Genomic DNA, 7,867 nt, shown 5'->3' with positions numbered 1-7,867 from the left:
GCCCGACCCCCGGCCCCTGCCCTGGGTGATGGCGCTCACCCCCCTCCTGGGCTCCGGCGTCATGGCCCTGACCACCCACCAGCGGATCTTCCTGCTGCTGGCCCTGCTCAGCCCCTTCGTCCTGGTCGCCACCCACTTCTACGACCGCCGGCACGGCCGCAAGTCCTTCCGTACCTCGCTCGCCGAGTACGAGCGGCACAGGGCGTCCATCGAGCGCCAGGCGCGGCGCGCCGTCGCCGTTGAGACCGAGGCGCGCCGCGAGGCCCTGCCCGACCCGGCGGCCGTGTTCCTCACCGCCACCGACCCCGGCCGGCGCCTGTGGGAACGCCGCCTGGCCGACGAGGACTTCGGCCTGCTGCGGGTGGGCACCGGCGACCTGCCCTCCGACGTACGCGTCCACGACCCGAACCAGCGCGAGGAACACCGGCGCGTCCAGCAGCGCCGCCTGACCGATGTCCCCGTCGGTATCGCCCTGCGCACCCACGGGGTGATCGGCGTGGCGGGCCGGGGGGAGCTGCCCCGGGCGGTCGGCCGCTGGCTCGTCGCCCAGGCCGCCACCCTGCACAGTCCCACCGACCTTTCCGTGTGCGTCCTTACCGACGCCACCGGCCGCCCCTGCTGGGACTGGGTCCGCTGGCTGCCGCACGCCCGTCCCCGCGAAGGCCAGGACACCGTCGCACTGCTGGGCACCGACACCGACAGTGTCGCCCGCCGCATCAGCGAACTGCTGAGCCTCATCAGCGCCCGCCAGGACGCGATCAACCGCACCGCCGTCGACCGGGGGGTGTGGGGCGGCCCGCGCCTCCTCGTCGTCCTCGACGGCTCCCGCCGGCTGCGCGCCCTGCCCGGCCTGACGCAGATCCTTCGCGACGGACCACGCGCCGGCATCCACCTGATCTGTCTCGACGCCGACCGCCGCCTGCTCCCCGAAGAGTGCCGCGCTCTGGTCGAAGAGGACTATCAAGGACTGCTCCAGGTGGCCGCGGCCGGCCGGGAGCCGGTGGAGGTGGTACGGCCCGACCGCGTCACCCCCGGATGGTGCGAACGCCTCGCCCGCGCCATGACCCCCCTGCGCGATGTCAGCGGCGACGACAGCACCGGACTGCCCGACGCCTGCCGCCTGCTGGACCTCCTCGGCCTCGAACCGCCCACCGCCGCGGCGATTGCCGCCCGGTGGAGCATCAACGGGCGCAGCACCTCCGCCGTCGTGGGCGCCTCCTTCGACGGCCCCTTCAGCATCGACCTGGTCCGCGACGGACCGCACGGCCTCGTCGCCGGCACCACCGGCTCCGGCAAGTCCGAACTGCTGCAGACCCTGGTGGCCTCCCTCGCCGTCGCCAACCGCCCGGACGCCATGACTTTCGTCCTCGTCGACTACAAGGGTGGCACGGCCTTCAAGGACTGCGTCCACTTGCCGCACACCCTTGGCATGGTCACCGACCTCGACACCCACCTCGTGGAGCGTGCACTGGAGTCCCTCGGCGCCGAACTGCGGCGGCGCGAGCACATCCTCGCCGCGGCCGGCACCAAGAACCTGGAGGACTACCTGGTCGCGGCGCGCCTGCTCATCGTCATCGACGAGTTCGCCTCCATGGCCCGCGAACTGCCCGACTTCGTCACCGGCCTGGTCAACATCGCCCAACGGGGCCGCGCCCTGGGCATCCACCTCATCCTGGCCACCCAGCGCCCCTCCGGCGTCGTCTCACCCGAGATCCGCGCCAACACCAACCTGCGGATCGCCCTGCGCGTGACCGACACCGCCGAGAGCCAGGACGTCATCGACGCCCCCGACGCCGGCACCATCGCCAAGAACACTCCCGGGCGCGCCTACGTCCGTCTCCAGGCGACCTCTCTTGTTCCCTTCCAGTCCGCTCGGGTCGGCGGCCGCCGACCCGGCCAGGCGACCACCGTCGCCACCACCCCGTGGATCGCCCCGCTGCCCTGGGACGCACTCGGCCAGCCGCCCCCCGAACGCCCGGGCGCCGCGCGGCAGGACGACGACCTGCTGACCGACCTCGCCGTCCTGGTCGACGCCGTCAAGGAAGCCACCGCCGACCTGGGCATCCCGCCGCAGCGCAGCCCCTGGCTGCCCGCCCTCCCCACGACCGTCCTCCTCGACGAACTCCCGCCTCTGCCGGTGTCCGGCTGTCAACCTGCGGGTCCTGACGGACTTCCGCCTCCGGCGGCGCCCGGCCGCCTACCAGCCGCCCTTGCCCACCAGCCCCTTTCTCCCGCCCCTTACACCCTCGATCATCTGCCCGCCGAACAGGCCCGCCGCACCGCGGTCATCGACCTGACCACCTTCGGCCATCTGTGATCGCCGGGAAACCGCACAGCGGCCGTTCCTAGATCCTGCGCACCATGGCCGGCTCCCTAGCCCGCCACCTCTCCTGCGCCGACGTCCACCTCTACGGCCTCGACTGCGGCAACGGCGCGCTCCTCGCCCTGACCGCGCTGCCGCACCTCCTGCTGCTGATCGACCGCTGGGAGGGTTTCACCGCCACCCTGGGCGAACTCAACGCCGGTGAGCACACCGATACCGTCTTGCAGCTCCTGCGCGAGGGCGCCTCGGCGGGCGTCCACCTGGTCATCTCCGGGGACCGGACGCTGCTGACGGGCCGGATCTCCACCCTGACCGAAAACAAGATCGCCTTCCAGCTCAGCGACCCCTCGGACCTCGCCCTCATCGGCCTCAACCCCCGCAAGATCCCGCCGAATCTGCCGCCCGGCCGCGGCTTCCATGCCACGGGCCGGGTAGAGACCCACGTCGCACTGCTGACCGCCGACCCCGGTGGCCAGGCCCAGGCGGCGGCCCTCGCCGTGATCGGTGAACAGGCCGCACGACGCGACGCCGGCGTACCGCGCTCGCGCCGCCCTTTCCGCGTCGACGTCCTCCCCACCCGCATCGGCTTCGACGACGCCTGGGAGCTGCGCGAGCCCACCACCCCGACGGCCGCCTGTGGGGCCTGGCCGCCGTCGGCGGCGACCGGCTCACCGCGCTCGGTCCGGACCTCGCCGACGGTATCCCCGCGTTCGTCGTCGCCGGCCCACCACGGTCGGGCCGCAGCACCGCACTGCTCACCCTCACCCGCTCGTTCCTCTCCACCGGCACCCAAGTGATCCTCGCCGCACCCCGCGTCTCCCCCCTGCGCCGCCTGGCGAGTGCCCCGGGCGTCGCCGGCTGCTTCGGGGGAGAGGACCTCCCCACCGACGAACTCCAGGCGGCCATCGATCGCCTGAACGGGCGCGGGGTCATCCTCGTGGACGACGCCGAACTGCTGCGCAGCTGCGACGCGGACGCCCTGCTCCTCTCCGTCCTCCGCCGCTCCTCCGGCCACGGCCTTGGCATCGTCGTCGCGGGCGACGCCGACGACGTGTGCGGCGGGTTCTCCGGCTGGCAGGTCGAGGCGAAGAAGGCCCGGCGCGGCCTGCTGCTCTCCCCACAGAACGTCACCGACTCCGACCTTGTCGGCGTCCCCCTCCAGCGCTCCCAGGTCGGCGCCCCCGTACAGCCCGGACGCGGCCTGCTCCACCTCGGCGACGGCACCCTTCACACTGTCCAAGTCCCCCTGACCACGCTGTGAATGGCCCCGCCGCCGGGCGGCCACGACCGCACCACCGATCCGACACACCGGCACCACCGGGGCAGGTATCTGATGGGCAGACCGACGGACTGGTACGTACTGGACCTCCCCAAAGACCCGACCCCGGGCGACCCGGCCCAGGTGCAGGCCTTCAGCGGACGGTTGCGCCAGTTCGCGGACGACGTCGCCGCAGCGCTCCGCGCGATCCGGGGTCTGGCCGGCGACAGCGCCGTCCAGACCTGGACCGGCGAGTCCGGCGACGCCTACCGCCAGCATTTCGACGAATTGCCGGGCGAACTGGCCAAACTCGAACGCTCCTACCGCATGTGCAGTCAGGCCCTGACGACGTACTGGCCGCAACTGCAACAGGCCCAGCGCGACGTCGACCGTGCCCTGGAACAGGGCCGCCAGGCCCGATCCGCCCTCCAATCCGCCCAGTCCCACCTGCACACGGCGAACGACTGGGTCCAACGGGCCAATGAACAAGCCAAGCAGTACCAGGAAAACCCTCAGGGAAACGTTCCGCCACCTTCGGCCGAGGCCGTCCAGGCCGCCACCCGCAACGCCCACAACGCGTCCACGGCCCAACAGCAGGCACAGTCGGCCGTCACCTCCGCCCAGTCCCGGCTCGATGCCGCCAAACGCCTCGCCGACGACGCCCGCCGCCTCCGCGACAGCGCGGCCCACACGGCGAAAGCGGCCATCGACGACGCCTCCCACGCCGGCATCCGCAACCGGCGCTTCTGGGAGAAACCCCTCGACTGGATCGGCGAGCACTGGGACCAGATCGTCGCCGTCTGCAAGGTCGTCGTCGCGGTCGTCGGCATCATCGTCATGATCGTCGGCGGCCCGCTCACCTGGCTCGTCGTGGCCGCCGCCCTCGTCGTCCTCGCCGACACCATCATCAAGTACATGCAGGGCAAGGCCTCCCTCTGGGACGTCGCCCTGGCCGCCCTCGATTGCATACCCGGCACCAAGGGGCCTCACGACCCTCAGCCGCCTCGGCGCCCTGGCCAAGGGCGCGAGATCCCTGAAGGCCGGCGCCGCGATGAAGACGGCTCTGACCGGCATGGCCAGGGGAGTGAGGGAGGGCGCGCAAACCCTCAAGGGGGCCGGCCAAACCCTCAAAGGGGCCGCGCAGACCGCCAAAGGCGCGACCGGAGGCCGACAGGTCGCCTCGGCCGCCCGAGCACAACTTAAGGGAATCCGAGCACGGTTCAGTAAGCTCCCGGACCAGGGGAAGTGCGTCGGCGGCACGGACCCCGTGGACCTGGCCACCGGCAGGATGTTCCTCCCGCAGACCGACGTCACGCTACCCGGCGCCCTGCCCCTGACGTTCCACCGCCGAGTGGAATCCGGCTACCGGGCGGGATGCTGGTTCGGCCCTTCGTGGTCCAGCACCGTGGACCAGCGACTGGAGATCGACGACGAAGGCGTGATCTTCGTCAGCGAAGACGGACTGCTCCTCGCCTACCCCCACCCGGCACCCGAAGCACCAGCCCTCCCCGCCCTCGGCCCACGCTGGCCCCTGACCCGCACACCCAAGGGCGACTACACCCTCACCGACCCCGACACAGGCCACACACGCCACTTCAGCGCACCACACGAAGATGCCGACGCCGACACCCGCACCGGCCTCCTCCGGCACATCACGGACCGCAACGGCCACCGGATCACCTTCACGTACGACGCCGACGGCACCCCCACGGACATCGTCCACAGCGCCGGCTACCACCTCAAGCTGACGGCCGACGCCGGACGCATCACGTCCCTGAGCCTCGCGGCAGCCGCCGAAGACGGCTCGGACCAGGAACTCGTCCGCTACGGCTACACCCGCGGCAACCTCACCCACGTCACCAACTCCGGCGGTCTGCCGCTGCGCTTCGACTACGACAACGCCGACCGCGTCGTGGCCTGGACGGACACCAACAACAGGCGCTACGCCTACGTCTACGACGAGCAGGACCGCGTCATCGCCGAAGGCGGCGAGGCAGGCCACGTCTCGGTGCGCATCGCCTACGACGCGACCGACGAGACGACCGGCCACCGCATCACCACGGTCACCACCCCCGAGGGCCACACCACCCGCTACGTCGTCAACGACCTCTGCCAAGTAGTAGCCGAGATCGACCCACTGGGCGCACCGACCCACACCACATACGACCGCTACGACCGCGTGCTGTCCCACACCGACGCACTCGGACGCCGCACGGACTTCGGATACGACGACCACGGGCACCTCACCACCGTCACCCGCCCCGACGGCAGCACACTGACGGCGTCGTACAACGCCCAGGGGCTGCCGACGTCGATCACCGAAGCCGACGGCGCGAGGTGGACCCAGGAATACGACGCCCAAGGCAACCGCACCGCCCTCACCGACCCCGCCGGCAACACCACCCACTACACCTACGACACCCGAGGCGCGCTGACCTCCGTCACCGATCCCCTGGGCGCGGTCACGAGGGTCCGCTGCGACGCGGCCGGCCTCCCCATCGAGATCACCGACCCCCTCGGCCACACAACGGCCGTGCAACGCGACGCCTTCGGCCGCACCACCGCAACGACGGACCCCCTGGGCCACACGACCCACACCACCTGGACACCGGAAGGCAAACCCCTCCTCCGTACCCACCCGGACGGCACACAGGAAACCTGGACGTGGGACGGCGAGGGCAACTGCACCAGCCACACCAACGCCGCGGGCCACACCACGCGCTTCGCATACACCCACTTCGACCTCCTCACGGCCCGCACCGACCCGGACGGCGCCCGCTACGAGTTCACCCACGACGCACACCTACGCCTGACGCGGGTGACCAACCCCCAGGGCCTGACCTGGACCTACACCTACGACGCGGCCGGCCGCCCGACCGCGGAGACGGACTTCGACGACCGCACCACCGGCTACACCCACGACGCGGCCGGACAGCTGACGACCCGCCTCACCCCACTCGGCGAAACGATCCGCTACACCTACGACGCCCTGGGCCGCCTGACCTCCAAGGACGCCCACGACCGGGTAACGACCTACACCTACGACCCGGCCGACCGCCTCGTCCGCGCCACGGGCCCGGACGGCGAACTGCTCTGCGCACTACGACCGCTGCGGCCGCCTGACCACGGAACTCTCCGACGGCCGTCCCCTGACCTTCACCTACGACGCGACAGGACGCCGAACAAGCCGCACCACCCCCACCGGCCACACCACGACCTACGCCTACGACGCGGCCGACCGCACCACCCACCTGACCACGGCCGGCCGACACCTCACCTTCACCCACGACGCGGCAGGCCAGGAACTACGGCGCACCATCGGCGACACCTTCGCACTCACCCACACCTGGGACACCGCAGGCCGCCTGACCACCCACCAACTCACGACAGCCGACCGCACCCTGAACCACCGCACGTACACCTACCGCCCCGACGGCTACCTCACCACCCTCACCGACACCCTCCGCGGCCCCACCCACTACACCCTCGACCCCCTGGGCCGCGTCACCGACGTCACCGCCCCCACGGGACACGAGCACTACACCTACGACCCGGCAGGCAACCAAACCACCGCCACCTGGCCGTCCGCCCACCTGGACACCACCGCCACCGGCCCCCGCACCTACACCGCTACCACCCTCACCCGAGCCGGCCGCGTCCGCTACGAACACGACGCGGCAGGCCGCATGGTCCAACGCCGCAAACACCGCCTGTCAAAAAAACCGGACACCTGGCACTACACCTGGGACACCGAAGACCGCCTCACCACCGTCACCACCCCCGACAGCACCCGCTGGCGCTACCACTACGACCCCCTGGGCCGCCGCACCCGCAAACAACGCCTGGCCCCCGACGGCGAAACGGTGGCCGAGGAAACCCGCTTCACCTGGGACGGCCCCACCCTCTGCGAACAAACCACGACATCCCCAGACCTCCCTCACCCGGTGGCCCTCACCTGGACCCACCAGGGCCTCCACCCCCTCACCCAAACAGAACGCATCCTCCCCGACTCACTCGACACCCAACAGGCGATCGACGAACGCTTCTACGCCATCACCACCGACCTCATCGGCACCCCCACCGAACTCATCACCGAAACCGGAGACCTGGCCTGGCACACCCGCACCACCCTCTGGGGCACCACCACCTGGCCCACCACCAGCACCACCTACACACCCCTCCGCTACCCCGGCCAGTACCACGACCCAGAAACCGGCCTCCACTACAACCTCCACCGCCACTACGACCCCGAAACCGCCCGCTACCTCACCCCCGACCCCCTCGGC

At 71.2% G+C, this 7,867-nt stretch carries 2 protein-coding genes and 2 pseudogenes; all 4 read left to right on the top strand.

Annotated features, from left to right (window positions below):
* A pseudogene (locus ACSNOK_RS27740) lies at positions 1 to 2,631 on the top strand (FtsK/SpoIIIE domain-containing protein); the annotation flags it as partial.
* Positions 2,632 to 3,116: 485 nt separating this feature from the next.
* Complete coding sequence (locus tag ACSNOK_RS27735) at positions 3,117 to 3,584, top strand: hypothetical protein (RefSeq protein WP_436783528.1); 468 nt, start codon at positions 3,117 to 3,119, stop codon at positions 3,582 to 3,584.
* Between the two features lie 72 nt (positions 3,585 to 3,656).
* Positions 3,657 to 4,784, top strand: coding sequence for a putative T7SS-secreted protein (locus ACSNOK_RS27730; protein ID WP_436783527.1), 1,128 nt, complete (start codon positions 3,657 to 3,659; stop codon positions 4,782 to 4,784).
* Positions 4,785 to 4,812: 28 nt separating this feature from the next.
* A pseudogene (locus ACSNOK_RS27725) lies at positions 4,813 to 7,867 on the top strand (DUF6531 domain-containing protein); the annotation flags it as partial.

This window comes from Streptomyces sp. URMC 126, from assembly GCF_051386555.1.
Taxonomy (GTDB): domain Bacteria; phylum Actinomycetota; class Actinomycetes; order Streptomycetales; family Streptomycetaceae; genus Streptomyces.
The sequence above is the reverse complement of the archived record's forward strand: the minus strand, read 5'-3'. Positions and strand labels throughout refer to the sequence as shown.